Origin of the sequence: Geitlerinema sp. CS-897, from assembly GCF_028368005.1 — a bacterium.
Lineage (GTDB): Bacteria > Cyanobacteriota > Cyanobacteriia > Cyanobacteriales > Geitlerinemataceae > Baaleninema > Baaleninema simplex.
The window spans coordinates 1-25,921 of the sequence record NZ_JAQNCQ010000205.1 but is presented as its reverse complement, the minus strand read 5'-3'; the positions used below and the strand labels follow the sequence as shown (position 1 = coordinate 25,921).

The window sequence follows — 25,921 nt, the reverse complement described above, 5'->3', positions numbered from 1 at the left end:
GTGTCCCGAGGCTGTGCGCTCAGGGATTAATTTCCCTTCTGATTCCCAACGTCTTAACGTCGATGGTGATACTCCTTTGATTTTTGCGGCTTCGGAAATGCTAAACTTACTCATGATTTGATGATAGCTTAAACATTGAGTCTACTTTTAACTCGCATCCATCTCAGTGTCGCCGGACCGGCCACGGCCTTAGCGTACGTCACCGCCGTTCTCATCGGTCACTTCGTCTTTAAAGAAAGCCTTCCCCTCGATCGCCTCTTCGGAATCGCCCTCATCGTCTGCGGTGTCCTTATCGTCGTCAGTCGCCGGTCTTGAGAAGGGGAGACAAGGGAGCGGTGCGTGAGAGATCGATCGGTCTCACGTTTGCGGAAGCGGTGCGTAGCACTTTCGACACCCTATTTTTCAAGTCATGCTCTACCACCCTTCACCACCCTTGTCAACCATCTTCACTGGTGACTGGTGACTGGTGACTGGTGACTGTAAAAGCGTCCCAGGCTTGGGCGAGAATGTTTCGCAGCCAGTCTCGCTGGTTGGCGTCGAGGAGGCGATCGTCGGCTAGGACTTCTGTGGTGAGGTCGTCGAGGGTTTTTCCACCGTCGCGGGCAATTTTAATCGTACCGGCGATCGCAGACGCGACGATTTCGGGACTGACCGGGTGTCGCTCTAGATCGAGCATTTCTTGTAGGGTCTCTGGGATAGGATAATTCATATCGAGTTACGTTCGCGCGAAACGGCGAGGTGCGGCTTCGGTAAACGAAGCGGACGATCTATTACAGTTCTTAAAGGAGGGTTCCCGCGCAGTTGAGGGAATCCTGGCACGACTGACATCTGAATTTACACGTTTGTTTTAAATCGTTTTGAGGAAGAACCGATCGATGAAACAGCTCCTGTACTGGGAAATTCCGACCCCCGACACTGTCGGTGTACGCCGTTGGTTACAAGAAACCTGGCAGCCGCCCAAGGGTGAAAAATTCGCGACGCCGGACGGGTTTCGTTTGCGCTTGGCTCCCAACGAGGAACTGTCTGTCTTCGTGTGGTCGGTACAACAAACCACGTATTTGAAGGTCTTCCGTTGGGCAGAACGCTCGATTTCAGGTGAAGCGAGGATTGCCGCGCAACTGAAGCAGGACGCGATGGCTGCATTTCCGCCACAGTATCCCGAACTACCGGAAATCGATTTGTCGAAACAGTCGATATTTGACGCACTTTTACCACACTATCCAGAAACAGTCAAGTATTTCCAAAAGTTCCCCGATGGAGAGTACGATTTAACCCGCGTTTACTGGTGGGAAAAACGCTGGCGGGAGGGAGTCCTCCATCCCAAGCAACCGAAAACAGTCGTTGAGTTTTCCCAGGAGACTTCAGACGCATCTTCCTCAACTACATCCCCCGAGTACGATCTGATTTACCTCGGGGGGGCGTTAGGCGTGATTCACGCGGCGGTCATGGCTCGTTTGGGCTATCGCGTGTTACTCGTCGAACGGTTGCCCTTCGGACGCATGAACCGCGAGTGGAACATCTCTCGGGGCGAGTTTCAAAGTCTCATCGACCTGAAGCTGTTTACCCCCGAAGAGTTCAACAGCATCATCGCCTGCGAGTACGAAGATGGATTCAACAAGTTTTTCGACGCCAACAACCCGCCGAAAAGCCGAGGAAAGGTTCTTCACACTCCCACCGTCCTCAATATTGCCGTCGATGCGGAAAAACTCTTGAAACTCTGTGGCGACAAACTCAAAGCGGCTGGGGGCGAAATTTGGGACGAAACGGAATTCGTTACCGCTGAGATTACGAGCGATCGCGCCACGGTTAACCTCACCCACCTCCCCACGGGAGACACCAAACAGGCGACAGCGCGCCTCCTCGTAGACGCGATGGGGAGCGCCTCCCCGATCGCCTGGCAACTCAACGGCGGCCGCACGTACAACAGCGTCTGTCCGACGGTGGGGGCTGTGATTTCGAGTGGTTTTCCCTCGCACGTGTGGGATTCGAGATACGGTGACGTTCTCCACTCCCACGGCGATATCTCTCGAGGACGACAGTTAATTTGGGAGTTGTTCCCAGGGCAAAACGGTGAGGTGACGATTTATCTGTTCCACTACCATCAAATTCACCCGGAAAATCCCGGTTCGCTGTTGCAAATGTACGAGGACTTTTTCCAGATTTTGCCGGAGTACCGCCGCTGCGACATGGAACAGTTGCAATGGCGCAAGGCTACCTTCGGCTATATTCCCGGTCATTTCAGCCAGGGAAGTCGCGATCGCCAAGTCGCCTGGGATCGACTGGTAGCCATCGGCGATGCAGCCTCGTTACAGTCGCCGTTAATTTTTACCGGGTTCGGCTCTCTGGTTCGGAACATGGAACGGTTAACTCGCCTGTTGGATACGGCGTTGAAACACGATTTGCTAGACGGGGACAACCTCGATCGCATCCGCGCCTATCAAAGTAACGTAGCGGTGACGTGGCTGTTCTCGAAAGGGATGATGGTTCCGACTGGAAAACCCGTCGCCCCGGAACGCATCAACTCGATGTTGAACGTCTTTTTCGGCTTGTTAGCTGACGAACCGCCCCAGGTGGCCGATACGTTTATTAAAGACCGTACCAGTTGGCTGTTGTTCAACCGTCTGGCGTTGAAAGCAGCGTGGCGCAATCCCGAGTTGCTGGCATGGATTTGGGAACTTGCCGGTCCTTGGGATATGTTGCGCTGGACGGGAAGTTATCTCAACTTTACCTGGGAAGCGTTTGTCGGTTGGATTCTTGGTTGGATTCCTCGTTTCAGTCGTTGGGCGCAACCTTGGGCTGAAAAACGGTTTCCGTCGTTGTGGCTGTGGTTGCAGGCGATGAGTTACTCCCTCACTGAAGGGTTGGGACGACGGTTTTCGATGCAATAGTGGCGCGGTTGTCGCGATCGCGTTTCTCGTTTTGAGAGTTGGTCTCGGAACGAAAAAATTTCTGTAAAGAGAGCGATCGTACGGGACAGTTTCCTACAGAAGTCTTGGGAAAATTGCGAAGATAGAGTGAGATCGGCTCGCGATCGCTTTATCTCAAAAACCCAGGCTGAAACAACGTAATGTGGGAAACTGTCAAAACTTTATTTTCACCGACGCAGTATATGCCGCACGGTCATTGTTACCTGTGGCAAACTCCGCTGGTTTGGTTGCACGTCGTTAGCGACTCGCTCATCGCCGTGGCCTACTTTTCCATTCCGGCGATGCTGCTGTACTTCGTGTTTCGGCGGCAGGACGTACCGTTTTTGAATGTTTTCGTCATGTTCGGTGCGTTCATCGTGTTGTGCGGCGTCGGCCATTTATTCGATGTTTGGACGTTGTGGCATCCTGCCTATTGGCTGTCGGGGGTCGAACGGGCTGCTACGGCTCTCATTTCCTGTTACACTGCCGGATCGATGGTGACGCTGCTGCCTCGGTTTCTCTCCCTAAGAACTCCCGAAGAACTCGAAGCGATTAACCGAAAACTCGAGCGGGAAGTCGATCGCCGCCGTCAAACGGAAGAAGCCTTACGAAACATCGTCAAGGGAACGGCATCGGTGACGGGAGAGGAATTTTTTCCCGCATTAGTCCGCCATCTTTCCCAAGCGATCGACGTTCCCTATGCATTGGTGTCGGAAACTGTCGGCGATCCGCCTCACAAGTTACGGGTTCTGGCCAGTTGGCAAGAAGGGCAGCTTTGCCAGGAAACGGAGTACGATTTGGCAGGAACGCCTTGCGAACAGGTGGTTCGCAGCGGTCGAGCTTGCTATTATCCCGACAGCGTCGCGGATCGATTTCCTCGCGATGTTGTCCTCGATCGCATGAAAGCGACGAGCTATTGGGGATTTCCCCTCTTCAACATCTCGGGTGAAGTGGTGGGACATCTCTGCGCGATCGACACCCACCCTCCCCAAGATATCGATCGCACCCGCAGCATTCTCGAAGTGTTTGCAGCTCGGGCGTCGGCGGAACTCGAACGCCAGCACGTGACGGAAGCCTTGCAAGCGATGAATCGAGATCTCGAACGACGGGTTGAGGAACGCACCGCCGAGGTCAAGCGCAGTAACGAGATGTTGGCAGGGAAGGCGCAAGAATTGCAACAGGCCCTCGATCGCCTGCAACGCACTCAAAGCCAACTGATTCAATCGGAGAAAATGGCGTCGCTCGGCCAACTGGTGGCGGGGGTGGCACACGAGCTCAACAATCCGGTGAGCTTCGTTTACGGCAACATTACTTACGCCCAAGATTATAGCCGCGATCTGTTCGAGGTCTTGGAGATCTATCGACAACACTATCCCAACCCCACGCAGGCGGTGGCAGAGACGATCGAAACCGTCGATTTAGACTATATCCGACGAGATTTTCCCCGTTTGCTGGATTCGATGAAAACGGGTGCCAAACGCATTCAAAAGATCGTGGAGTCTCTTCGGAGCTTTTCTCGACTCGACGAGGCTGAGTGCAAACGAGCCAACATCAACGCGGGTATCGAGAGTACTTTAGAGATCGTGTCGGGACGGTTGAGCGCAACTCCACAACGACGAGCGATCGCCCTCGTCAAAGCGCTCGGTGACCTCCCTGAGATTGAATGCTATCCCGGTTCGCTCAATCAAGCTGTGTTGAGCTTGCTCAATAACGCCATCGAAGTCTTGGAGGAACGGTTAAAACGCGAGCCAGATTTCGCGCCTCGTCTAGAAGTCACGACAGAAGTAATATCGAACGAAGCGTTTGGTAAAGCGATCGCCATCGTCATCGGCGATAACGGCTTCGGCATCGACGAGTCGATTCGAGATAAGATTTTCGATCCCTTTTTCACGACGAAACCCATTGGGAGAGGCACGGGAATGGGACTGGCGAACGCCTATCAAATCGTGGTCGATCGCCATCGAGGACAGTTGCAGTGCATTTCGCACCCCGGTCGGGGAACGGTGTTTCGGATCGAAATTCCCATGTCTTGCCGCTGCGACGGAGCGAGTTCGGACGTAGAGACGCCCTGCAAAGGCAAAGTAAAAGGGAAATCGGAGAACGAACCCATCTCGAACCCATCTCGGTCGGAACGCCGCGAGTATGATGGCTGAACTTCTCGTGTTAGGGGAGTTATCGCGATCGCGTCTTCGTTTGTCTCCCCTCACGAGGCGATCGCGAAGTGTTTTCGCACGCAAGTGGGAACGTCTTCGGGGCTTAATTTCCCGTAACGGGCTTTATCGGGGAGAACGACAGCGTTAGGCGCGGCTTTACAGCGTTTCAAGCATCCCGTGGCGCAAACTTTTACGGAATCGGCTAAGCCGTGTTCTTCTAGGGTGCGTTCTAACTTGTGATAAATATCTTGTCCGCCCCGTTTGCGACATTTGGATTTTTGACAGACGAGAATTTTGCCTGTGGGTCGTTCGGTTGAGGAAGGCGAGGTCACGGCGGGCGAAACTGAGGGAGTAACCGTCACCGCCAGAATTTGCTTGGCTTTCCGTTCGATTTTGCCCGTTTTGGCGTTGCGTTTTTCGCGACCCACGATCGCGATGCGATCGCCGACGTTGAGAACGGGGAACTCGCGACGGAGAGATTTACTGAGTTTGACACTTTCCGTTCCGTCGGAAGTCGTCAGTTGAATTCCCTTGGGTTTCCCGTTATCGCTGCGTTTGACGCTGAGAAACTGTCCTTCGAGACGGAAGCCGGTTTTGGTTTTGGAACGACCCATGCTACTTTCTCTTACACGCTTTACTGACAATTATATGCAATTATAGAAGAGGATTTTCAAAATGACCGCCCTCAAACTGAAAAGTTTTGTCAAGTTCGAGCGGTTCGGATAGGTCGAGATCGAGTTCTGGCGAGCGTTTTCGCGGGACGATCGCCGATTCGACACACAATTGCCATCTCGTCTGAAAACCAGTCGCGCGATCGCGCCTTATAATTTTTTGAGAATTGAATTCAACAGATAGTAAAAAACTGCCATAGCAAAACGGGGAACCGCACACTGGGTTCCCCGAAACAGCGATCGCGCTTGAGTTCTGCTAAACGTCCCCGATCGCCTGTCTGAGCGTCTCGATAAAGTTAGGATAGGAAATCGAGGCCGACTCTGCCCGATAAATCGTCGTCGAGTTTTTTGCAAGCAGGGCGGCGATCGCCAAACTCATCGCGACGCGGTGGTCGTCATAGCTGTCTACCTCCGCCCCGGTCAACCCCGATCCGCCGACGATTTCCAGGCCGTCCGGGCGTTCGGTAACGTTCGCCCCCATCTTCGTGAGTTCCATTGCCATGGCCGCGAGGCGATCGCTCTCTTTAACGCGCAGTTCCGCCGCATCGCGAATCGTCGTCGTTCCCTGCGCCACCGTCGCCGCCACTGCTAAGATGGGGATTTCGTCGATGAGTCGGGGAATCACATCGCCGGAAATCTCGCATCCTTTCAAACGACTGGACTTCACCCGCACGTCCGCCACCGGTTCCCCGGCGACTTCCCGTTGGTTTTCTAAGGTTATATCGGCGTCCATGCGATCGAGAATTTCCAAAACTCCCGTTCTCGTGGGGTTGACGCCGACGTTTTCCACGACCAACTCCGACCCCGGAACGATCGCCGCCGCCACGATCCAAAACGCCGCCGAACTGATATCCCCCGGAACCACGACCGTTCGACCGGTCAGCTTCGCCGGTCCCGTCACCGTAACGCTGTGGGTCTCCGCATCTACCGCAATATCTGCCCCGAACGCTCGTAACATCCGTTCGCTGTGGTCGCGGGATAAGGCGGGTTCGGTCACAGTGGTTCGTCCCTCGACGCTCAACCCCGCCAGTAACACACAGGATTTGACCTGAGCGGACGCGACGGGGGAATGATAGTGACAGGGGTTGAGTTGGCGTCCGTTAACCGCCAGAGGTGCCAGTTTCCCAGCATCCCGTCCCCAAATCGTCGCCCCCATCTTTTCCAAAGGCGTGACGACGCGAGACATAGGACGCGATCGCAAAGATTTATCTCCCGTCACTGCAAAAAAACGCCCCGGTTGAGACGCCAACAATCCCAACATCAATCGCAGCGTCGTCCCCGAGTTTCCTGCATTTAAAATATCGATCGGTTCCTGCAAGTTTCCGATTCCCAACCCGCGTACTAAAACGATGTCTTCGTTGAGATCTGAAATCTGCGCCCCCATCGCGCGAAAACAGTCAGCGGTACTGCGAGGATCGTCCCCGAGGAGCAAGCCGCGAATTTGCGTTTCTCCCTCGGCGATCGCCCCGAGCATCAAAGCGCGATGAGAAATCGACTTATCCCCAGGAACGCGCAGTTTTCCGTGGAGTCCGACACCGGACGGTGGTGGTTCGATAACTAAATCTTGACGATCGCGATCGATTTCGACTGTTACGATGGGGGAAGACATAGATTCCACTACAGAGCATTCAAGTGGAACCGATCTTACACCCTCTGAATCGCTCTGTTGAAACTGCTTTCGTCATCCGATCTTCGATCGACCCTTTGCCTTCGCCCCTACACTCCTACCCCGTATGCTGACCCACCGCAAGCCTGCGTGTCTGTCGCTGATTTCGACCGATTTACCTGTGTGGTCGGTTGTCGAGACCACAGCGACACTGTATCAAAAAGACCGACAACGGTTTCATCTACTGCTCAACGAACCTGCCGTTCTCGGTTGGGAACCCGATACGGGTGACACCCCCGCTTCTAAACCCAATCCGTCCCGACTGTTATGGTTTGAAATTTCCCCCTATCGCGCCATTGCCACGATGCAAGGACAAGGCAATTTAAGCTATCGCCATCTGTGGGAAAACGGAATGTACGGCATCAGTCGCTATTGGCTGCGCGGTGATGGGGTTGACTCTCCCAGTCAAATGCGACTGCGAAATTACACTCGCCATCTCGAACTGTCGGGGTATCCGCTCCCCGAACACCTACGTCTCGAGTATGAATTGTGGACGGGAAAATTACAACTGGGGCGTTACGTTCTCAACCTCGACATTCACCCGTAAACGTCGAGACGAACTCCGCTATCGATCGCAATCCCCATTGTTAAAATCCCCGGCATCTTGAAGATACCGGGGATCTAGCGGCGGACTCTCGGGATCGAGAATCTGGCGAGGAAATCTAAAAATTTACCTGGGTTAGATTATCCTTAAAAACTTCTGTTCTGGGTTATTTAAATTAGATTTGTCGAGCTGCTTATTCCGGGCGGCTGGCTGCGGCTAATCGTTCCGAGCGAACGATTTCCCACCGTGCGTCGTCCGTATTCAACTCCGAGAGGACATCGTACCAAATTCCTTCTCGAGCGTAAGCCCGAGCGGTTTCTTGTGCCGTCGTTGCCTCGGCGAGACTGGCTTCTAAGGTGGCAGAGGGAGACACCCGTTCGATCCAACTTTGAGCGAAGACATCGCTCGATCGCCGTTGGGGATTACACACCACCGATACCGTCCAGCGATAGGTTTTACCTTCCTCGAGTTCGCGTCCCTCGGGGAGAGAAACACTCGTCAACCCGGCGTCGTTGCTATCGAAGCGTCGGACGTAAATCGGGTTGGGGTTGTCGTCTTCTACTAGGGTAAACTCGACGGGAACGGAAACAGCATTTTCTAAATGCCAATAGAACGTCGGACGTGCCGAGACGGTCAAGCCCGTGTGGTTGCTGGGGGCGAGTAACGACAGCGCGATCGCTTCTGACGTATCTTCGCAGCCGCGAGATCCCGTCCCTTGTGTTTGGCGGGGCTGGCCGCGGTTGGGGGGAACGTAGGTAATCGGCGAGGCTTGTGCCGTTGCCAACACTTGCATCGACTCCGAGGCGAACAGGGAATCGATCGCGGGTGTCGTGACGGCGATCGCCTGTGTCAGCGTTAACGCCGCCGTACCCGTGGCAACGGTCAACACTTTACCGAGATGTAACATTGTTTGTTGCTCCAAGGAGGAAATCGCAAAGAGCGCTTTCGCGAACAGAGGATAGTGGAAGCACGCTTGACGGTCAACCCAAAAACCGACTCAACGCGATAAGATGCACCGAAATTTGTTGTAAGGGTTAATGTAAGGGTTTTAACCTACCCTAACATACCGCTTTTTGAAGTCGCTATCCGCAATTTCACGTAATTTTTTGGGATGTCGTCGATGGCGACATCGGTGAAGTTTCCCACATCACCTGATAAATTTTGACGGGTTTCTGCCGTCCCTTCAGTAAAGCACTGCCGAGGAGTTGGATCGGAAACTGGCCTTGGGCGTACCGATAGGTCGATTCGCCGATCAAAATGCGACAGAGGCCGCCATCGAGTTCCTTATCAAAGCTCTCCAAACGAGCGGCCACGTTAACGCTGTCGCCGATAATCGTATAGTCCTCCCGTTGAGAACTCCCCAAACTCCCCACCACGAGGGGGCCGGTGGCAATGCCGACACGCATCGAAATAATCGGTTGTCCGTTGCGTTTCCAGCGTTGGTTGAGTTCCCGCAACTTCTGCCCCATCTGTACCGCACAGCGCACCGCCGCCACTGCATCGGCGGCAATTTCAGCTTCGGACTCTCGCACGATGGGAACTCCGAAGACTGCCATAACCGAATCGCCGATAAACTTATCGATCGCGCCGTGATTGTCGAGAACCACTTCCGCCATCCCTTCCATATACTCGTTGAGCCATTGCATCAACGGTTCGGGGTCGATTTCCTCGGCGAAGGTACTGAAGTTTTTAATATCGGTAAACAAAACCGTTGCCGTGGCTTTTTGTCCCACCAAACGCCCTTCTTGCAGAATTTGATGGCGTTGTCGCCAAATTTCCTCGGCTACGGTCGTCGTGACGTGACGGCCGAACAAGTGCATCATCAACTGGCGGTCGTGACGCTCGAGATGGGCGATATAACCGGTCAAGGCCACCGCCGACCCCACGATCCCCAACAACGGTGGGGCTAGGGGAATCCACCACCCCAGCAGAAACGCCCCGTATGCGATCGCAACTAGCGCGATCGCCCAACCGACGATCGCCAAAACGGTCCAACGCTGTTGTCGCAGCCTCCAGACTAACGCCGCCCCCGAGAGAGACCAGGCGAGAATCCACAGCGCCTCAGCGGGTTCGGGCCAAACGCGAATCAGGGGGCGATCGTCGAGGGCGGCGCTGAGAATCTGACTGGTCAAGTGAGCTTGAACTTCAACGCCAGTAGTGTCGTCGGGAGAGGTGAAGAAGTCGGGAAACAAACTGCGACTGTAGGGCGTATAAAAAAAGTCGTTGAGACTGGGAGCTAAAGGCCCGATGAGAACGATGCGATCGCGAAACAGATCGCCGTCGATCGCCCCCTCGAGAACTTCCGTCACCGATACCGTGGCGAAACTGCCCGAGGGTCCGCGAAAGTTCAGTAAAATTTGATAGCCTCCCGCGTCAGCCCTAACGTAGCCGCCATCGTTGGCTTCAAAGGGGACGAAGACCGCCGGCCCCAGTTGTAAGTATTCCGGGTGAGTTTGGGCGGCGGGATCGAAATTCGGCTCGGCTTCCAGGTACAACCACGCTAGGACGAGTCCCAAACTCGATCGCGACACGCCGTTGTCGTCGGTTAGGAACAGCAACCCGCGCCGCAGTTTTCCGTCGGCGTCGATCGTAACGTCGTTGACGGCCACGCGATCGTTTTCAGCCAAAACTGGTGGCGGTCCGATGGCTTGTCCGCGATCGTCAGCGACTTTTTTCTCGATCCCGAAGAGGTTGGGGGTAGACTCGAACACGTCCGCGAGGCGATCGTACCCCGGTTCGACGGGAACGTTGCGATAAAAGTCGAGACCGATCGCTCGAGGCTCGAAGGCGGCAAGGGTTTCGATGAGAGTCGCGAGATCTTCGTCGGACATCGGCGATCCCAGCATTTCGATATCGCCTTCCGTCATGCCGACGATAGTAATGCGAGGGTCGTGGGGTTCGGGAGGACGCATCAGGAAAAATTTATCGTATGCCGCCCATTCGAGAGGTTGTAACCAACCGAGTCCCCGCAACGCCAAGACGATCGCCCCGACGCCCAAGCCGCCGACGGCCGCGCCGCGCCACTCTACCAGCTTTTGCCACAACGGTTGACCGAACTTCGCCCCAAACATCTCCAACTCCTGACGGTTAACGATCGCGATCGCAGCTCGCGATCGACCTTTACCGGATCGTAGGCGACAATCGTGCCAAATGTCTGCTTCGAGATTCGGTTTCGAGATTCGGTACAATCTCAACCAATACCGCAGTGGCGGCGCGCGACCTCGAAGGAGCGATCGCGCCTCGAGATTCGGTTTGTCGATCGATTCGGAGGAAAGCATCGAGAGTGAATATTGTAGAACTGTTCGACAAAGGCGGAGTCGCGATGATTCCGCTGCTGGTTCTTTCCGTTTTGTCTGTGGCGACGGTGGTAGAACGGCTGTGGTTTTGGAGTCGCGTGCTGCGTAAGGAACGGGAGTTAGTCGATCGCGTCTTAGATCGGGCGAAGCGAGATTGGGGACTGGCGGAAGAAATCGCCCGTCAAGCGCGAGATCGCCCCATCGGACGGTTTCTCTACGCGCCGTTGAAACTGCACGAAGCCGATCCCGAGCTGTTTAAGTTGGCGTTGGAGTCTGCGGCGGATGAAGAACTGGCCAATATGAGACGGGGCGATAAAATTCTCGAAGGGGTCATCGCCCTAGCGCCGTTGCTGGGATTGTTGGGAACGGTTTTGGGACTGATCGAGTCTCTGGGATCTCTGAGCATCAGCGATTTGGGAACTACGGCTACGAGCGGGGTGACGTTGGGTATCGGTGAATCGCTTATCAGTACCGCCACGGGGCTGATCGTCGCGATCGCGAGTTTGGCCTTTTACCGCCTGTTTCAAGCCTTCGTGTTCAACCAAGCGAAGTTGTTCCGTCGCAGCGGCAACGAACTCGAGTTACGATATCGCCAGTTTTGGTTGCAACGTCTCGATCGCCATGTGGACGACTCTGAGGTTCGCGACTCCGATGCGAACGAGTTTCAAACTCGCGCGTCCGAGGCGAAAGATTCTGAGGCGATCGGCGATCGCTAACGGGTTCGTTTTCATTCACCGTACTAACTCTCGCTCACGACTGACCCCATGAAAATCAATCTCGGCTCGTCTAACGACGACGTTCGTATCGAAATTATTCCTTTGATGGACGTCATCTTTTGTATTTTGACGTTCTTTATTCTGGGAGCGGTGGGGTTGACCCGCCAACAGGCAATTTCTAACCCTCTTCCCCAGGTGAGTACGGGAGAAGCTGTCACCGGCAATTTCTACGTGGGAATCGATTTCACTGGACAAATTTACGTGGGTAAAGAGTCCGTTCCCATTTCTTTTGAGGAACTTCCCGAACGCCTCGACGCGCATTTACAAAACAATCCAGACAGTAAGGTTTTAGTTCTCGGTAATCCCAAGGCAGAGTACGACGACGTTTTACAGGTCATGGACGTCCTGCGTTCGGTAGGGGGCGATCGCGTGATGTTGGTCGTGCAGCCGAGCGATACCGACCCGTTGGAACGCAACCGCCAACGCCGCAGTCCCTTCGAGGTGATGCCCACGACACCACCAAATTCAGAAACGCGATCGCCGATTCCCGGCTTGACGCCATCTCCAACTGACGAGATAACTCCCGATGAGTTGACGCCCGATGAGATGACTTCCGACGAGGCAGATGAGGAAGCGACGCTCGACGAAATGACTTCCGACGAGATGACTCCTAACGAGACGGACGAGGAAACGCCCCCGGAACCGTAACGGACGTTACAGAGTATTAATACTCGTTCCCTCCCCACAGAAATCCAACGACAATAGAAGGGGAAGCCGATACCGCAATTTCCCAACTCCCACAAGCGATCTCAATTGGATTGGGGAGGAAGTCAAATCATGGTTACAACCACTCGCTACTCACTCGACGTCATCGTTACGGAAGCTCGCGATCTCGTATCGCGGGGGGTTCTCAGCCGCCATCAGCCGATTTATACGTTATGTCAGTACATTCCCCAACGGGAATGGGAAACCGTCGAACTGGAACTCGAACGTCACGATTACTTGTTGCGCGATCGCATTATCGATTTACTCGGTTGCGAAACCTGGGATAACGACTGAGTGGTCGGCCGACTCGCGATCGAAACGTCGGACGCTACAGGTCTCGAAGTCGGGCGATCGAATTGTCGTTCTTCAGGACTATTAAAAATAAATAAACGAGCGATTCGGATATTGTTTTCGCTCGTTTATTGCTTGTTTCTGTTCGTTAATTGACAATTTAACTCAATTTTCAACAACAAGAAAATTAATTTTAAAAAAGTTCGATCGAGGCTAAAAGGTCGAGAACGCTTTGAAGTCGCTCGATCCGTTCTGAGATTGGGAGTTTCGCTCTGAAGCCGCAATTTCGAGCAGACCGCAGACTTCCTCGTCCGTCGTTTGCGAAAAGTCTTCGTACCACAACCCGAGGAAATTAAACGGTTCTGGCTCCAACACACAAACCAACTCGTCGACTTTCGTTCGTAGTTTCTCACAGACGACCGGGGCGGCCACGGGAATCGCCACGACGATTTTGGCGGGATGGCAATGTCGTAGCGTCGCGATCGCGGCCATCAACGTCGCCCCCGTCGCCACACCGTCATCGACGAGGATCGTCGTTTTGCCGCGCACTTCCAAAGGAGGACGACGACCGCGATACCGTTTTTCGCGACGTTGTAACTCTTGACGTTCCCGGCGAACGACCGCTTCAAACTGCTCCTGACTCACCCGTAACGACTGCACGACGTTCTCGTTGGTCGTGATGTCCCCGCGACTTCCGAGAGCGCCCATCGCCAGTTCTGGGTTGTTGGGAACGCCGAGTTTGCGAACTAAGCAGACATCGAGGGGCGCATCCAGGGCGCGGGCGATTTGAAAGGCGACGGGAACGCCGCCTCGGGGCAAGCCCAACACTACAACATCGTCGCGTCGGGCATAACGTTCGAGACGGGACGCGAGGACTCGACCCGCTTCGATGCGATCTTGAAATACATGGGTCATCGTCGATTCCTCCGCTGCAAATGCGATCGAGACGTCAACTGTTCGGAGTACGTCTCTACTTCCATATTGCCGAGAGATCGCCGAGATCGATCGCGATCTCGGAAATATCGAGATAAATATTGACTGTTTTAACTTGTGAGGGGTTCACCGGAGCAATAAGTCTTGCGCTGCACCGAAGGCTTCGGCCGTGAGCGGCTCAGCCGAACGGTCAGCGTCGGGATGCTTCGACAAGCTCAGCAACAACATGGACTCCCCGCGTCAATTGAGGGGTTCGATGCCCAGAAAATTGACCCGCCACACAGATTTATCGGAATTGTATTATAGTGGCAAATAAAGGAGGTGAGGGCGTTGATACACAAAGCGGTCAAAGTCAGAATCTACCCAACCGACGAGCAGAAGCAGGTGTTAGCTCAACACTTTGGCTGCGCTCGTTGGTGGTGGAATTATGCACTCAACCTGTGCAATACAACCTATAAAGAAACGGGTAAAGGATTGACCCGCACAGCTCTTAACGCTCACCTTCCCAGTCTCAAGAAATCCGAGGAGACCGCTTGGCTATCAGAGTGCTACTCGCAAGTTTTACAAGCGACGACACTCAACTTGACAGCCGCCTTCAAGAATTTCTTTGATAAGCGAGCGAAATATCCTCGCTTCAAGAGCAAAAAGTACCGTCAATCCGATTCAACTTTATCCTACCTCAAAATAAATTTCTCGAAAGCTGGCGATTTAATCAACATTGTTTCGAGATCGTGAGTATCAGTGTAAAGTAAATTGGGGCTATCGTATATACAGTTAGAAAGTCGATCGAAATCTGCATCGACGATCGCTATAACTCCCAGAAAGTTGGAATCTGACTCCAAAATCCTTAAAGCCTCAATAACAAGTACCTTGCTTGAAGGCTTTCCAGAAACGGAAACTAATTCACATACAGAACGGTCAACAAAACGACTATAGAAAGTTTTATCAGAACTTCCCTCAACTAATAAAAAAGTTCCGTTGTAAGTGCTGCGTCTTAATCGAATTTGGTTAGCATATCGATCGGCTGAAAGTAAATCTCTCATTTATTTATTTGGACTTTTCAACTCAACTGTCAAATCCCAGCGATCTTGAATGATATCTGGTGAGTGAGTTGCCATTAAAATATCTAAGTCTGCTAATTGTGTAATGTCTTTCAAATCTTTTAAAAACTGAATTTGCCATCCCACATGAAGAGATAATTCGGGTTCGTCAATTAATACTAAAGAGTTTGGCTTGACTTTAAATAGCAACTCGTACAGGAGAACTAATTCATGTTGTTCTCCAGATGACAAATCAGTTGGCGAAAGATTTTTTGAATCAGTTGATGGTGATGGGTAGAAGGTCGTAAAAATAAAACCTTTCTCTTTGCTGAAACTGATCTTCTTATATGAGTAGGCAAACTTATTGTTTATAATTTTTCTAAGAAGATCGATTTTTTTTGCGGTTTCAGTAAATACATTCAGCTTCTTTTCGACATCTTCAACGTAAACTGATAAAACATTTTTCGTACTTTCATCGATAGGTTGAGATTGAATTTGAAAATCCGACTCTTCATCCTTGTCGAGTAGTCCGACTTCTATCAGACTAGAGCGAATCGCTTCTAATTCGTTCAGTTGTTGACGTAGCTGTTCGTCGGTTATATCCGCTGATGGTTGTTGCTTGACCACTCTTACAGGAAATGTTCTGTCAAGAGATTGGGATATTGTACCATATTCTTTAAACTTTTCCTGCATTAATTTTGCAAGGTCTTCAGAATAGGCTGAAACAGTAGATACCATCGAAGCATCTCTACGATAAGGTCGCAGAGAACGACTAGGAACAAAATTCAATAGACGCTGTGATTCAACAAGTCGAATATGTATACAATTCTTCACGTTGTTCAACCATTCAGGTTCTTTTTTTGAACGAGACAATCGCAACTTTAAAGGTAGTGAATCTTCAAAGCGTTCGAGAACTTCTTCTAAAGAAAGAACTTCATCTGTGGGTATATAAAACCATTTTCTCGTATCTATTCTATCGAGTCCTGGTATAATATCATCCAGCATTCCAATGGGAATTTCTGTATCAGAAGATAATTTAATTCTCTCTGGCGAAAAAGAAAGTTTTTCGGAACCTAGCTCGTAGAAGTTTAAAGTTATATCAACCTTGTTGGCTTCCTTAGTATTTTGGGAAATTCTTGCAATTTCTATTCGATTTCCATTATTAAATTCAATATTAAATTCATCAAACGGAATGCTACGCAATTCAGAGTAGCGAGAACTAAAAAAGCTGTTTAGTATTCTTAGTATTGCTGTTTTTCCAAAGCCATTCGGTCCTTGAATAATTGTAATCCTTTCATCTGTATTTAAAGGAATTGTATGATTAAAAATTCAAAATAAGCCGCGAACGGAAATTTGTTTGATTTTCATATTGGCAAAAAAGATGATGTATAAAACTTGTAAATCAACAGAACATCCAGACTTTAATATGCCTAGAATAACCTCTGACTCAACCAAAATTCAACGGATCGATATCCACCGACAACTTCACCATCCTCGGACAGATCTGCCTCAACAAATCGATTTTATCCTGCAACTCAATCCCCACATCCCCCTCAAACTTTAACAGAATCTGCCAGCGAAACCGATCCGCTACCCGCATCACCGCAGCCGGCACCGGGCCCAACAACTCATACCCCGCTTCCGGTAACAACGCCTCCCCCATCTCCATCGCCGTTCGTTCCACCAACTCCGCATCCAACCCACTCAACCGGAACAACACCAACTTTCCATAAGGTGGATAGTTCAACACCTGACGCTGGGCTAACTCCTCCTCCACAAACGCCTCGTAACAGTGGCGGCGAACCGCTAAAACCACCGGATGTTCCGGCGTGTAGGTTTGCAACACCACTCGCCCAGGATCGTCGCCGCGTCCCGCACGCCCCGCCACCTGCGTCAACGTCTGAAACGCCCGTTCTCCCGCCCAGTAATCCGACAAGTTCAACAAGCCATCGGCGGCGACAATTCCCACCACCGACACCGACGGTAAATCTAACCCCTTCGTCAACATCTGCGTTCCCACCAATAACTGGGCGTCTCCCTGGGCGAACCGTGTCAGTAACGCCCGATGCGCACCTTTCCGTCGTGTGGTGTCGCTGTCGAAGCGAATCGCTTTCAAATTCGGGAACTGTCGCCCCAACTCCTGCATCACCCGTTGGGTTCCACTTCCGAAAAACTTGAGATAGGGGGAACCGCACTCGGGACAACTGGGGGGATGTTGGCGGGTATAACCGCAGTAGTGACAGCGGAGGAGTTTCGTCGCCCCTTCGTGGGTGTAGTGATAGGCGAGGGAAACGTCGCAGTGGGGACAGTCGAGAACGTAGCCACAACTGCGACAGGAAACGAAGGTACTGTGACCCCGACGGTGGATGAATAGGATTCCCTGTTGTCCGGTTTCCGAGAGGTTGTGGAGGGATTCTTGCAACGCAAGGCTGAAAATGGATTTGTTTCCCCGTTGGAGTTCCCGTCGTAAATCTACGATTTCGATGGGGGGAAGGGGACGCGATCGCACCCGTTCGGGTAAGGAAAGATAGTGTTTTTCCTCGCCGCGACAGTCCAACCAGGTTTCTAACGACGGCGTCGCGGAACCGAACACCACCGGACAATCTACCAATTCCGCCCGCCATTTCGCTACGGTTCGGGCGTGATACGTCGGGGCGGGGCGATCCTGTTTGAAACTGCTGTCATGTTCCTCGTCGAGAACGATTAAGCCCAAATTGGGAAGCGGGGCGAATACCGCCGATCGCGTTCCGATTACCACCTGCGGTTCTCCCATTAGCATTTGTCGCCAAGTATCGAACCGTTCCCCGTCCGAGAGGGCGCTATGGTAGACGCAGACTCGTTTTCCAAAGCGGGCACGAAAGCGATCGGTTAACTGCGGCGTCAGTCCGATTTCGGGAACCAGAACTAACGCAGATTTCCCAGAACGCAAAATGGGTGCGATCGCCTGTAAGTAAACCTCCGTTTTTCCCGAACCCGTTACCCCGTGAAGCAAGGCTTCGGCGTATCCCGAAAAGCCCAAAATCCGCTCTAACGCCGCATTTTGGGCGGGGGTCAGTTCCTTCGGGGCGTCGGCGTTGACAGCTTCCCCCATCTCTCGCCGCAGAATTTCCCGTTCTTCAACAACGACACAGCCACAGCGTTCCAACGCCGACACCACGCCGCGACTGGTTCGCGCCAGTTGCATTAAATCCGTCAGCCAGAGTTCGCCCCCCTGACGTTGCAGAAATCGTAAAACTTCCCGCTGTCGCGGCGTCAGTTCCCCATACACCGCCGGATTGGCGTTCAGCAACGTCACCGCCTGTTGCAGTTTCGGCTTGGGAACCCGAGGCGGTTCGAGATAACTGTCTACCCATCTGCGATTGACGAGATCGCGAATTCCCCGACGCGCCCCGCGAATTTGTTGCTGAACGTAGGCGGCGGTGTAGTTTCCCGACTTCGACTGTTGCAACAGTTCTAACACCTGACGCGCCACGGGATTGAGAAACTGTTCCGCCCCGTTGGGGATGTTGTCGGGGTTCAGGCGTAACCGACGTTGCGATCGCCTCAGCAATCCCGGTGGTAAGGCGATGCGAATCACTTGAATCAGGGGAGTACAGTAGTAATCGGCGACGCGTTGCAACAGTTCCCAGTAACTCGGGGGGAAGAAACCGGGAGAAATTACGTCGTCGATGGGTTTGATGTTGGTGGCGTCGAGTTCCTGCGAGGGAGTGTCGAGGAAGCGAACCGCGATCGCGCCAACTTGCTGGGAACCGAAGGGAACGCTGAGGATGTCGCCGGGATTGAGGGAAATGTCGTCGGGGATGCGGTAAGTGAAGAGTTTGTCGGAACCGGGACAATCGACGAGGACTTCCACGTAGGGGGCGGTAGAAGGGGGCGACGAATAGGGGGCGTGCGGTTCGGCGACAATGGCAATCATGATAAAATGGGGGTGCTTCTGTTCATTTTATAGGAGCTTCACCACAGAGGCACAGAGGACACAGAGAGGGGCGATCGCCTAGGTGAAGTTCTGATATAAATTCAAGACGACGCCAACGAGAGACCCCAGCAATAACACCATCGTCATTAAAGACCCCATCCCAAATCCAAGCATCCGTTTTTCCGCCGCTTGGTAATAGCCCCAGGCGTATAAAATGCGTCCGACAACCCAAATTGCACCGAGGACAGCGCCCCAAATTTCGCTGACAAAAATCGAAAAAATCCAAAGCAGGGGAAGGAATAAAATCAATTGCTCGGACGTATTTTGTTGAACCCGAAACGCCCGTTCAAATTCTGGATTTCCCGAAATCGAGGGCGGCATCACTTTATGTTTGGCTCTCGCCCGTCCCACGTTGATGGTAATGACGAAGTAAACCAGGAGGGCGAAAACGGTAACTAAAGCCGTCCAAGGATACATAATTTAAATCCTAAAAAATACGGTATGTTTAAATATTATAGTCTCAATTTTATTCCCCGCGCCACGGCATTTTATACCACTCTGAAACGATATTTTGATAACTTCTCCGTGTCCTCTGTGTCTGGTGTGGTGAACTCTCTCAAAACCCAATCCGTACCGGCTGGCGAAAATCCGTCGTTTCCACCACCAACTGCGTCACCCGCACTCCCGACGGCGTATTAAACAACAAATCCATCGATCGCACCTCTCCCGACGCAAAAGATTTCCTCGAAAACTCCAAATCGTACTTATAATCGATTTCCGAGACGCCGTACTCGTTGCCCTCAGAATCGACAACTTTCGCCAAAAACAGCAAAAAGGGGGCGTCCTGAGCCTCCTGGGGGTCGCTATGGGTATTTTTAATCCCCACTGATACCACCGTCCAACTGTCTTCCGCCTTATACACCGCCGACTGACCGCGATAGGATTTTCCCGACGAGATCGCGTCCGTCACCCGGAATTCCCAACCATCTAAGGCGGCGTTTCCCGTCGTCAGAGGTTCTGGGGTGGGTGTCGGCGGAGGCGTCGTCGAAGCCACTTGCGTCTCCGGCGACACTTCCGCCGACGAAGCGGGTTCGCCAGCCATATCTTCTAAGTCTGGCACCATAGCCGCCGAACATCCCGTGAGTAGGAGAACCGACGCACTCAACGCGATCGATCTTTTCCCCATTGGTTCACACCCACCTTAACCTGATACTGTTCCCGTTCTGGGGCGGGAAGACCCACCCCCAAACCTTACGCCATTTCGCCCCTAAAAGTCAGCGTCGAAATCGTCGTCAAAATCCTTTGCTTCAGTCTCTTCAGCATACGCCTCCATCCCCACACAGGAACAGACCAAATTGCGATCGCCAAACGCCGCATCAATGCGACTGACTGGAACCCAATACTTATGTTCCCGCGTCCAAGGTGCCGGATACGCCGCCTTTTCCCGAGAATAAGGACGATCCCAATTGTCCGACATCAACGATTCCGCCGTATGAGGCGCGTTTTTCAGCAAATTGTTCGACTCGTCCACCTCGCCCCATTCCAAGGCTTCGATTTCACTGCGAATCGCCACCATTGCCTCACAGAAGCGATCGATCTCCGCCTTTGACTCGCTTTCCGTCGGTTCCACCATCATCGTCCCCGCAACCGGCCAAGACATCGTCGGTGCGTGAAACCCGTAATCCATCAACCGTTTCGCCACATCGTCCACCGTAATCCCCGCCGACTTACGCAGAGGACGAAAATCGAGAATACACTCGTGGGCGACCAACCCCGACTCTCCTTTATATAACACCGGATAAAACGCATCCAACCGACGCGCCATGTAGTTGGCGTTGAGAATCGCCAGTTTCGTCGCCTCCGTCAACCCTTGCGCCCCCATCATGGCGATGTACGTCCAAGAAATCGGTAGAATGCTGGCACTTCCCCAGGGGGCGGCGGAAACTGCACCAATGGCTTCAGAATGAGTTTCGCTGTGGGGCGAGACTACCGAATGACCCGGTAAAAACGGCGTCAAATGCTGCGCCACACCAATCGGCCCCATTCCCGGGCCGCCGCCACCGTGGGGAATACAAAAAGTTTTGTGCAGGTTCAAATGGCACACGTCCGCCCCGTAATCCCCCGGACGACAGAGTCCCACTTGGGCGTTGAGGTTGGCACCGTCGAGATAAACTTGGCCGCCGTGTTGGTGAACGATGTCGCACACCTTCACGATGCTTTCTTCAAACACGCCGTGCGTCGAGGGATACGTGACCATAATCGCAGCCAGTTTCTCCCCGTGTTTCTCCGCCTTTTTCTTCAAATCCGCAACGTCGATATTTCCCGCTTTGTCGCAGCGAACCGACACCACCTTCATCCCGCACATCACTGCACTCGCGGGGTTAGTCCCGTGGGCGGATTCGGGAATCAAACAGACATTGCGCTGGCTGTCGCCGCGATGGTGGTGATAGGCGCGAATCACCTGCAATCCGGCGTATTCTCCCTGGGCACCCGAGTTCGGTTGCAGTGAAATGGCGTCGAATCCGGTAATTTCCGCCAACCACGCCTCGAGTTGTTGGAACATGAACTGATAGCCCCGCGTTTGGGATTTGGGGGCGAAGGGGTGAATCTTGCTAAACTCGGGCCAGGTGACGGGTAGCATTTCCGCCGTGGCGTTGAGTTTCATGGTGCAAGATCCCAGGGGAATCATGGAGGTAGTGAGGGACAAATCTTTAGATTCGAGGCGATGCAGATAGCGCAGTAACTCGGTTTCCGAGTGGTACTGTTCGAACGCGGCATCGGTGAGATAGGCACTTTGTCGTCGTAAGGGAGACTTCGCTAAGTTCGAGTCGGAGGTGGCGGCGAGTTGGCGAACGTCGTCGAGGGTAAAGGGTAACTCGTCGCTGTCGGCGAAGATTTGCCACAAATCCATTAAATCGGCGTCGGTGGTGGTTTCGTCGAGGCTGATGCCGATTTGGGTGTCGTTGAGTTTGCGAAGGTTGATGTAGTTTTTCGCCGCCCGTTGCACGATGGTATCCGCCGAACCCACGTTGACGGTGAGGGTATCGAACACGGCGGTTTCGCCGAGGCTGAATTTCAACCGTTTCAAGCCTTCGGCTAACATGACGGTGCGTTGGTGGACGGTTTCGGCGATGTGACGGATGCCCGCCGGACCGTGATACACCGCATACATGGACGCCATCACCGCCAGGAGAACTTGGGCGGTACAGATGTTACTGGTGGCTTTGTCGCGGCGGATATGTTGTTCGCGGGTTTGCAACGCCAAACGCAAGGCGGGTTTTCCGCTGGCGTCTTTGGACACGCCGACGATGCGCCCCGGTATTTTGCGCTGGTAGGCTTCTTTGGTGGCGAAGTAGGCGGCGTGAGGTCCGCCGTAACCGAGGGGAACGCCGAAGCGTTGGGTACTTCCGACGGCGATGTCTGCACCGAACTCTCCAGGGGGAGTGAGGAGGGCGAGGCTGAGAATGTCGGCGGCGACGGTCACGATCGCTTTTTGTTCGTGGGCGGTTTCGATAAACTGGCGGTAGTCGCAAACTGCCCCAGTGGTGGTGGGGTATTGCAACAACGCCCCGAAGACGGGGGTACTGAAGTCGAAGGTTTTCCAGTCGCCGACGACGATCTCGATATTGAGGGGGTTGGCGCGGGTTTTGACGACTTCGAGGGTTTGGGGATGACAGCCTGCATCGACGAAGTAGGCGTTGGCTTTGGATTTGGACGCCCCGAGACTGAGACTCATGGCTTCGGCGGCGGCGGTTCCTTCGTCGAGGAGGGAGGCGTTGGCGATTTCCATCCCCGTTAAGTCCATCACCATGGTTTGAAAGTTGAGGAGGGCTTCGAGTCTCCCTTGGGCGATTTCGGCTTGGTAGGGGGTGTATGCGGTGTACCAACCGGGGTTTTCGAGGATGTTGCGTTGGATAACGGGGGGCGTGATGCTGTCATGGTAGCCCGTTCCGATGAAGGATCGAAAGATTTGGTTTTTTTGGGCGATCGCTCTGAGTTGTTGCAGGGCTTGGGCTTCGCTGAGAAGTTGGGGGAGGTTGAGGGGTTGTTTGAGGCGAATTTGGGCGGGAACGATCGCATCGATGAGGGAATCGATCGAATCGTACCCTAAGATTTCCAGCATTCGATCGATGTCTTGGGGAGTGGAACCGTTATGACGCTGGACGAATGCCAGGTTGGGCGGTGTGGCGTGAGACGTCGCAGGCGGCGCGGTTTGGGCGTCGTCGGATGCGGACGGTTGGTTGTCGAAGGTGGCGTTCAAATCCAGCATGGCACGTTTTTGTAAGGTGTCAGCAGCAGAAGAGGGTCAGAGGGTCGGACTCTGACGGTCTTAACACAGTTTAATGACTTCGATCGCTCCTATCGAGGGGTAGCCGTCGGGGATTTTGGGCAAGCGGTGGCGCGATCGCTCGTCTGGGGAAGCGATCTCGTGTTTTTTCAACTTCGTTTGGGGTGTGGCGAACGGGGAGCGATCGCACGGGTTAGAAATTCCAAATCCATTCGGGTTTTTCCCTAACGTACTGCTGGCGGTGAGGAAGACGCAACGACTACAGTACACTGAGGTTAAGAGTTCTTTGTTTTTGTATGACACTTGCCGAACTCAAAGCAACATTGCTGAGGTTAAGTCCTGATGAAAAGTGCGATCTCATCCAATTTCTTTCAGATAGCTTGACGCAGGACTCGGAAGTCGAAAGATCTGTTCCGTTATCGGTGTTTTTTTAACAGTCACCGCTGACTGAGGTAGCCGAAGATCTCGATTTAACACGGGATGCTTTTACGATCGGAGTCTCTAAACCTTTGATAAGTCGGAGTTTGGGCTTCGTTAATCAACCTCATGTACTCAATTTTTATTGAAACAAACCTGTCTTTTTTATAACGCTAATGAAAGTCCAGTCAGTCCAACTCAAGTATTTTAAAAAATTTCGTGATTCTTCCTTATTGGATTTTACAGATCCCGAAACGGGATTGGCACGAGACCTCATTGTTTTAATCGGAAACAATGGTGTGGGAAAAACCAGTATTTTACAAGCCATTGCAGCCACGCTAGGAGTCGCGACGGGACGATTGGGAAACGTGACTGAATTAGAATGGTCGGGATTTCATTACGAACTTTTAGGAGCCAACTGGGGAAGATTTGCGCCAGAAGTTGAAGTCCAAGTCCAATTTTCGTCTACCGAAATCCAGGCGGTTCGCGAATTTCAGGAAAAATTACAGGAGATGGGACGCGATTTACATCCTCCTTCTGCCCAGCATCTAGTAACTCTCCAATGGAAAGATATCAAAGTGCAGGCGAATACTGCGGCGGATTTTTTTCAATTTAAAGGAAGAGAATATGCGAAGCAACTGGTTCGTTTTGAAGGGTTCCAAGTGTTTGAAAAAGTAGGTACGATACTTTGGTACACTGAACAGAGAACTTCCACGAGTTTGACGCCTGAAAACCCCCAAAACAAGATTGAAATTACTAACAATATTTTACGAGATAGACTATCGAAGTGGCGACAATTTCATCAGGATTTAGGGGGCGAAAAAATTCGAGAGCTACGCCCTGGACAGAAGGATTTATATGCCGAAATCGAACAAGCTTATAAAACTGTGTTTCCAAAACGAAGTTTTGAAGGGCCAGTACCGCGAGCTGAAATTGACGATATTTTAAGCGAGCCTTGGTTTTATCTCTATGATGGTAAAAATCAGTATGAAATTTCAGAAATGTCAGGAGGAGAACGGGCGATATTTCCTATATTGATGGATTTTGCAAGTTGGAATATCCACAATTCAGTTATTTTGATTGACGAGTTGGAATTGCACTTACATCCGCCTATGCAACAAGCCTTGTTAAGAGCTTTGCCCAAGCTGGGTAAAAACAACCAATTTATCATTACTACTCACTCAGATTATATCGAACAACTCGTTCCAGAATCTCATATTATTCGTCTTGAGGTGTGAGCGTGAGTGTTGTTAGTCGTGGAATTTTTCTTTTTTGTGAAGGGAAGCAAAGTAGCTTGGACTATCGATTACTGTCCAAAATAACGGAAGAAATATCAGCAGATCGATGCACGATTGTATCGGCGGGTGGAAAGTTTGGCTTTTCTGTATTTGCTCAGGGCTACTTCTTTCCTGAAGAACTCACGAATCAGAAATATATTGTTTTTCGCGATCGAGATTTCGATGTCCAACCTACCCCAAACAGTCAATTACTCCATTTGGGGAATAGGAGGGGAAATCGGATGGTTGTTACGACTTATCGTTCTTGTATTGAAAATTATCTTTTAGAGCCAAATTTAATTCATCAATACTGGCTAGAAAAATATCAAGAAAAACTTGAGACTGCATCGAAATGGGGACATGGAGATTCGCCTAGTATTGAAGCGATCGCAGACTGGATTAAAACGAGTGCAAAAAACTTACAGTTCTACCAAGCTGTACGTTGGGCGTTGGGGGATTTATTGCAAACCAGTGCAGCTCGCAAACAACTCAAAACGACTTGGACGGGTGGAAGTGGTAAACTTCCGGAGTCTTTGACGCTTCAAGACTGCAAAAATAGAGGGTTAGAATTGGTCGATCGATTTAGACAGGCGGCGCTTTCAGTAACATTTGAAAATTTTCAAACTCATTTAAGCCATTATCAACACCGTTTTAGTCAGGATGAATTTTGGACAGAAAATTGCTATCTAATTTGGTTCCATGGAAAAGACCTTCAAAAAGAAATGCAGAGACAACAATCGAATTACATTTCTTTGTCGAGTTTTTTTGAATGGGCGATCGATCGACTCGATATGACTCAACATCCCGATTTGATGGACTTAAAAGCAAGAATAGAAGATTTGCTGGAAGATTAAGTGGTTTGTTCCCAGTCTATACTTTCCGTATAAGCTCCCCGGCATCTTGAGTATCTGTTTAGCGTAACGGCCAAAGTACGACGAAAGGGGGATGGCACAAGCCAGGACAAGTCGCCAAGCTAAAAGAGAAAGAGAAGCCAGTGGGTAAGTGAGCTTGTCTAATCGGAAAAAAGCCAAGGCCGAGCCAG

General features: G+C 52.0%; 23 protein-coding genes and 1 pseudogene. 10 read left to right on the top strand and 14 right to left on the bottom strand.

The window, feature by feature from the left end; genetic code table 11:
- On the bottom strand, window positions 1-114 hold a 114-nt coding region (locus POG22_RS13100), incomplete at its 3' end, for a MerR family DNA-binding transcriptional regulator (RefSeq protein ID WP_498905729.1).
- A 21-nt stretch (window positions 115-135) separates the two neighbouring features.
- On the opposite strand from POG22_RS13100, the gene POG22_RS13095 reads away from it, so the two are divergent.
- Window positions 136-315 (top strand): EamA family transporter, encoded by a 180-nt coding sequence (locus POG22_RS13095; RefSeq protein WP_498905725.1) that lies wholly within the window; start codon window positions 136-138, stop codon window positions 313-315.
- A 121-nt stretch (window positions 316-436) separates the two neighbouring features.
- Here POG22_RS13095 and POG22_RS13090 read toward each other — a convergent pair whose 3' ends face one another.
- On the bottom strand, window positions 437-709 hold the full coding sequence (locus POG22_RS13090; protein ID WP_063715750.1) for a hypothetical protein: 273 nt from the start codon (window positions 707-709) through the stop codon (window positions 437-439).
- Window positions 710-875: 166 nt separating this feature from the next.
- On the opposite strand from POG22_RS13090, the gene POG22_RS13085 reads away from it, so the two are divergent.
- Together POG22_RS13085 and POG22_RS13080 are read left to right on the top strand one after the other, a co-directional pair.
- Window positions 876-2,888, top strand: a complete 2,013-nt coding sequence (locus tag POG22_RS13085) for an NAD(P)/FAD-dependent oxidoreductase (RefSeq protein ID WP_063715751.1) — start codon at window positions 876-878, stop codon at window positions 2,886-2,888.
- 179 nt (window positions 2,889-3,067) lie between these two features.
- On the top strand, window positions 3,068-5,059 hold the full coding sequence (locus POG22_RS13080) for a GAF domain-containing sensor histidine kinase (RefSeq protein ID WP_498905722.1): 1,992 nt from the start codon (window positions 3,068-3,070) through the stop codon (window positions 5,057-5,059).
- Between the two features lie 50 nt (window positions 5,060-5,109).
- Here the strand turns inward: POG22_RS13080 and POG22_RS13075 are convergent, their stop codons facing one another.
- Together POG22_RS13075 and aroA are read right to left on the bottom strand one after the other, a co-directional pair.
- Window positions 5,110-5,673: a (2Fe-2S) ferredoxin domain-containing protein gene (locus POG22_RS13075; RefSeq protein WP_063715753.1), complete on the bottom strand. Its 564-nt coding sequence runs from the start codon at window positions 5,671-5,673 to the stop codon at window positions 5,110-5,112.
- A 313-nt stretch (window positions 5,674-5,986) separates the two neighbouring features.
- Window positions 5,987-7,339 (bottom strand): 3-phosphoshikimate 1-carboxyvinyltransferase, encoded by a 1,353-nt coding sequence (gene aroA / locus POG22_RS13070; RefSeq protein ID WP_498905719.1) that lies wholly within the window; start codon window positions 7,337-7,339, stop codon window positions 5,987-5,989.
- 124 nt (window positions 7,340-7,463) lie between these two features.
- On the opposite strand from aroA, the gene POG22_RS13065 reads away from it, so the two are divergent.
- Window positions 7,464-7,943: a hypothetical protein gene (locus POG22_RS13065; protein ID WP_017661899.1), complete on the top strand. Its 480-nt coding sequence runs from the start codon at window positions 7,464-7,466 to the stop codon at window positions 7,941-7,943.
- Between the two features lie 190 nt (window positions 7,944-8,133).
- On the opposite strand, the gene POG22_RS13060 is transcribed toward POG22_RS13065, so the two are convergent.
- Together POG22_RS13060 and POG22_RS13055 are read right to left on the bottom strand one after the other, a co-directional pair.
- Complete coding sequence (locus POG22_RS13060) at window positions 8,134-8,862, bottom strand: DUF928 domain-containing protein (protein ID WP_223307404.1); 729 nt, start codon at window positions 8,860-8,862, stop codon at window positions 8,134-8,136.
- Between the two features lie 172 nt (window positions 8,863-9,034).
- Window positions 9,035-11,218 (bottom strand): CHASE2 domain-containing protein, encoded by a 2,184-nt coding sequence (locus POG22_RS13055; protein WP_498905717.1) that lies wholly within the window; start codon window positions 11,216-11,218, stop codon window positions 9,035-9,037.
- Window positions 11,219-11,223: 5 nt separating this feature from the next.
- Here POG22_RS13055 and POG22_RS13050 point away from each other — a divergent pair, with 5 nt between their 5' ends.
- The 3 genes from POG22_RS13050 (at window position 11,224) to POG22_RS13040 (ending at window position 13,011) form a co-directional block, all read left to right on the top strand.
- Window positions 11,224-11,952, top strand: a complete 729-nt coding sequence (locus tag POG22_RS13050; protein ID WP_063715756.1) for a MotA/TolQ/ExbB proton channel family protein — start codon at window positions 11,224-11,226, stop codon at window positions 11,950-11,952.
- A gap of 48 nt (window positions 11,953-12,000) precedes the next feature.
- A complete protein-coding gene (locus POG22_RS13045) occupies window positions 12,001-12,660 on the top strand; it encodes an ExbD/TolR family protein (protein ID WP_498905714.1) in 660 nt (219 codons plus the stop codon).
- 129 nt (window positions 12,661-12,789) lie between these two features.
- Window positions 12,790-13,011, top strand: coding sequence for a DUF4327 family protein (locus POG22_RS13040; RefSeq protein WP_498905712.1), 222 nt, complete (start codon window positions 12,790-12,792; stop codon window positions 13,009-13,011).
- Between the two features lie 210 nt (window positions 13,012-13,221).
- On the opposite strand, the gene POG22_RS13035 is transcribed toward POG22_RS13040, so the two are convergent.
- The gene (locus POG22_RS13035) at window positions 13,222-13,923 is read right to left on the bottom strand and encodes a phosphoribosyltransferase (protein ID WP_063715759.1); all 702 of its coding nucleotides are present in this window, start codon (window positions 13,921-13,923) and stop codon (window positions 13,222-13,224) included.
- A 348-nt stretch (window positions 13,924-14,271) separates the two neighbouring features.
- Here POG22_RS13035 and POG22_RS13030 point away from each other — a divergent pair.
- Window positions 14,272-14,601: pseudogene (locus tag POG22_RS13030) on the top strand (RNA-guided endonuclease InsQ/TnpB family protein); the annotation flags it as partial.
- A 14-nt stretch (window positions 14,602-14,615) separates the two neighbouring features.
- On the opposite strand, the gene POG22_RS13025 reads toward POG22_RS13030, so the two are convergent.
- The 7 genes from POG22_RS13025 to POG22_RS12995 form a co-directional block, all read right to left on the bottom strand.
- Window positions 14,616-14,984, bottom strand: coding sequence for a DUF4435 domain-containing protein (locus tag POG22_RS13025; RefSeq protein ID WP_082901858.1), 369 nt, complete (start codon window positions 14,982-14,984; stop codon window positions 14,616-14,618).
- Window positions 14,985-16,310, bottom strand: a complete 1,326-nt coding sequence (locus POG22_RS13020) for an AAA family ATPase (protein WP_498905727.1) — start codon at window positions 16,308-16,310, stop codon at window positions 14,985-14,987.
- 118 nt (window positions 16,311-16,428) lie between these two features.
- Window positions 16,429-18,897 (bottom strand): primosomal protein N', encoded by a 2,469-nt coding sequence (gene priA / locus POG22_RS13015; RefSeq protein ID WP_498905710.1) that lies wholly within the window; start codon window positions 18,895-18,897, stop codon window positions 16,429-16,431.
- Between the two features lie 78 nt (window positions 18,898-18,975).
- Complete coding sequence (locus POG22_RS13010) at window positions 18,976-19,374, bottom strand: MAPEG family protein (RefSeq protein ID WP_017661868.1); 399 nt, start codon at window positions 19,372-19,374, stop codon at window positions 18,976-18,978.
- A 139-nt stretch (window positions 19,375-19,513) separates the two neighbouring features.
- Window positions 19,514-20,083 (bottom strand): hypothetical protein, encoded by a 570-nt coding sequence (locus POG22_RS13005; protein ID WP_150128770.1) that lies wholly within the window; start codon window positions 20,081-20,083, stop codon window positions 19,514-19,516.
- 81 nt (window positions 20,084-20,164) lie between these two features.
- Complete coding sequence (gene gcvP, locus POG22_RS13000) at window positions 20,165-23,167, bottom strand: aminomethyl-transferring glycine dehydrogenase (protein WP_498905708.1); 3,003 nt, start codon at window positions 23,165-23,167, stop codon at window positions 20,165-20,167.
- 60 nt (window positions 23,168-23,227) lie between these two features.
- Entirely contained in the window at window positions 23,228-23,455 is a 228-nt protein-coding gene (locus POG22_RS12995) for a hypothetical protein (protein WP_498905706.1), read from the bottom strand.
- Between the two features lie 323 nt (window positions 23,456-23,778).
- On the opposite strand from POG22_RS12995, the gene POG22_RS12990 reads away from it, so the two are divergent.
- Both POG22_RS12990 and POG22_RS12985 read left to right on the top strand, forming a co-directional pair.
- Window positions 23,779-24,840: an AAA family ATPase gene (locus POG22_RS12990; protein ID WP_063719043.1), complete on the top strand. Its 1,062-nt coding sequence runs from the start codon at window positions 23,779-23,781 to the stop codon at window positions 24,838-24,840.
- A 2-nt stretch (window positions 24,841-24,842) separates the two neighbouring features.
- Complete coding sequence (locus tag POG22_RS12985; protein WP_074171014.1) at window positions 24,843-25,733, top strand: DUF4435 domain-containing protein; 891 nt, start codon at window positions 24,843-24,845, stop codon at window positions 25,731-25,733.
- The last annotated feature ends 188 nt before the right edge of the window (window positions 25,734-25,921 follow it).